Source organism: Thermosulfurimonas sp., assembly GCF_015491435.1.
In the GTDB taxonomy this organism is placed as follows: Bacteria; Desulfobacterota; Thermodesulfobacteria; order Thermodesulfobacteriales; family Thermodesulfobacteriaceae; genus Thermosulfurimonas_A.
In genome coordinates this window covers 1-2,622 of sequence record NZ_WFVX01000030.1, presented here as the reverse complement: position 1 = coordinate 2,622, position 2,622 = coordinate 1, and the positions used below count along the sequence as shown (strand labels likewise).

The 2,622-nt window shown below is 54.7% G+C and carries 2 protein-coding genes and 1 pseudogene; 2 read left to right on the top strand and 1 reads right to left on the bottom strand.

Annotated features, from left to right (window positions below):
- The coding region (locus F8J34_RS01120) for a sulfotransferase (protein WP_297055560.1) at positions 1 to 560 on the bottom strand (560 nt) is incomplete at its 3' end.
- A 282-nt stretch (positions 561 to 842) separates the two neighbouring features.
- On the opposite strand from F8J34_RS01120, the gene hisF reads away from it, so the two are divergent.
- Positions 843 to 2,423 carry an imidazole glycerol phosphate synthase subunit HisF gene (gene hisF / locus F8J34_RS01115; protein ID WP_297055556.1) on the top strand — a complete coding sequence of 527 codons (1,581 nt, stop codon included), beginning with the start codon at positions 843 to 845 and terminating at the stop codon, positions 2,421 to 2,423.
- Positions 2,416 to 2,622 (top strand): annotated as a pseudogene (locus F8J34_RS01110) (hypothetical protein); the annotation flags it as partial. The gene hisF and the pseudogene F8J34_RS01110, both read left to right, overlap by 8 nt.

Here is a 2,622-nt window from a genome sequence, read left to right as displayed (position 1 = left end):
GGATGTTGTTTCTGAAAATCTCGCGCAGCTTTGTATTCACGAATCCAGAAGTTAGCAGATTGAGCCGCCCAATAGTCTAAATTTTTGCCACGGTTTCGAACAAAATCCGGTTCGGTGCGAAGATTATGGTACCAGGAAGAGATGGCCACACTTCGGGGATCTCTTACAATACATACAAAACGAGCCTCCGGAAAAAGTTTAGCATAAAAAGGCAATTTTAAGATAGCAGCATTGTCGTTTAGTCCGAACCATTTAATTTTTCTTAAGTTCTTATTTTTAGTTTTAGCTCCCCGTAAAGCGGCCAGCATCACCATATAAGCAAAGATATTTTCAAAATCTTCCTCCGTATATAAAGAAGGACCCTGCTTCCCCGTAAGTTGATCAGCTCTTTCTAAGACTTGGTTATAATAATGGAGGAGCTGGTTTAATGCTTGGCGTAACACTTCTAATTGATGTTCACTGGGACAAGAAATCTCCGGATGCGCATTTAAGATCATTTGGAGGAAGGTAGTTCCTGATTTGGGAGTACCAAAAGCTAAAAGCAATCTAAAATCTTTCATACGCATTCTTAATTCTCTTTAAAGCTTAACGTTTTGTCAACCGTGCTCGATGTCTTGATTTTCTTCTCCGCTTTGGATTTGACTCTCTCCCCATCCAAAAAGAAGGCTCTTTCATTTTAATCCCTTGGACACATTCGGAAAATACTACCGCAGAAGCCCCTTTCTGACCCTACACCGTAACCTGGCCGGATTAGGTTCGCCGGTTTACTTTATGGAAGCAGACTTGCCCGGTAAATTGAAGCGGTTAGGATTCTCTTTTAAACGGAGAAATCGGGAGGGGAGATGAAAGTCGCACTGCTTGATTACGGGGCGGGGAATGTGCGAAGCGTGATAAACGCCCTCCGGGCCTTAGGGGCCGAGGTGCGGCCCGTTAAGCGCCCGGAGGACATCCTTTCGGCCGAACGCCTGGTCTTTCCGGGGGTGGGGAACTTCGGAAGCATCATGCGGGCCTTAAACGAAAAGGGTTTTGTGGAACCCCTGCGCGAATACCTGCGTCAGAATCGGCCCTTTCTCGGGATCTGCCTCGGGCTTCAGGTCCTTTTTGAGGGAAGTGAGGAGGCCCCGGGGGTGGCCGGGCTTTCGGTCTTTCCCGGGTTTGTGCGCCGTTTCAGGGTCTCGCTCTCCGTGCCCCACATCGGCTGGAACGGCATAAAACCGGCAAAACCCTCCCGCCTCTTCCGGGGTCTTTCCGGCGAGGAAAAATTTTATTTCGTCCATTCCTATTACGTGGACCCGGCGGACCCCGCCCTGGCCCTTACCCGCACGGACTACGGGCTGGAGTTCGTCTCCGCGGTGGAAAGCGGAAACATCGTGGCCCTTCAGTTTCATCCGGAAAAAAGCGGGCCCGCGGGGCTAAAGATCCTGGAAAACTTTCTCTCCCGGGAAGGCGAGGCCGTGCTCCCTCCGCGGATTCTGGAAAAGACCCAACTTGCCAAACGCATCATCGCCTGCCTTGATGTGCGCTCGGATGACGAGGGACGCTTGGTGGTGACCAAGGGGCTTCAGTACGATGTGCGCGAGGGGGGCCGTGTGCGGGACATGGGGGCCCCGGTGGAGCTGGCCCACCTTTACTTCCAGGAGGGGGCGGACGAGATCACCTTCTTAAACATCACGGGCTTCAGGCACTTCCCCTTAAAGGACCAGCCCATGCTTGAGGTGCTGAGGCGCACCTCCGAGCGGGTCTTTGTGCCCCTCACCATAGGAGGCGGCATCCGGGATTTTACCGATCGGGACGGAAGGTCTTATTCGGCCCTGGAGGTGGCCTCGGCCTATTTCCGGGCCGGGGCGGACAAGGTCTCCATCGGCTCCGATGCGGTCTATATCGTTGAGGATTACCTTCGCCGCGGAGGGGCCTCTGGAAACTCCTCCATTGAGACCATCTCCCGGGTCTATGGCCGACAGGCGGTGGTCATCTCCATTGACCCCAAAAGACGCTATGTGAAAAGCCCCTCCGAGACCGAGCATCCGGTGATTGAGACCGAGATCCCCGGGCCGAACGGGGAGCGCTACTGCTGGTTCCAGTGCACGGTAAAGGGTGGGCGCGAGGCCCGCGATGTGGACGCGGTGACGCTGGCCCGGGTCTGCGAGGAGCTCGGGGCCGGAGAGATCCTTCTTAACAGCATAGACCGTGACGGGACCAATCTGGGCTATGATCTGGAGCTCATCCAGGCGGTCTCCGAGGCCGTAAGTATCCCGGTCATTGCCTCAAGCGGGGCCGGATCGCCTGAACATTTTTACGAGGTCTTCACCCGCACCCGGGCCGAGGCGGCCCTGGCCGCAGGTATCTTCCACCGCCGGGAGGTGGAGATCCCGGCCTTAAAACGCTACCTCCGGGAGAAGGGCATAGAGGTTCGCCTTGCTTAAACTTGCGGAGTTTCTTTGCGCCTGCGCCCGCTTCGGCGAGGAAAATGACCTCCCCCTTCTCCTTGTGGGAGCCTTTGCCCTTAAGGCTTACGGTCTTTCACGGATGACGGGAGACCTTGATTTTTTAACCGCCAAAAGCCGGAAATCCCTCTGGATAAATTTCCTTGAAGGCTTAGGGTTTGAGACCGCAGGCCAATCC

Excerpts from the sequence above, each read along its gene's own strand:
- hisF (WP_297055556.1), top strand. The coding sequence starts at position 843 with ATGAAAGTCGCACTGCTTGATTACGGGGCGGGGAATGTGCGAAGCGTG.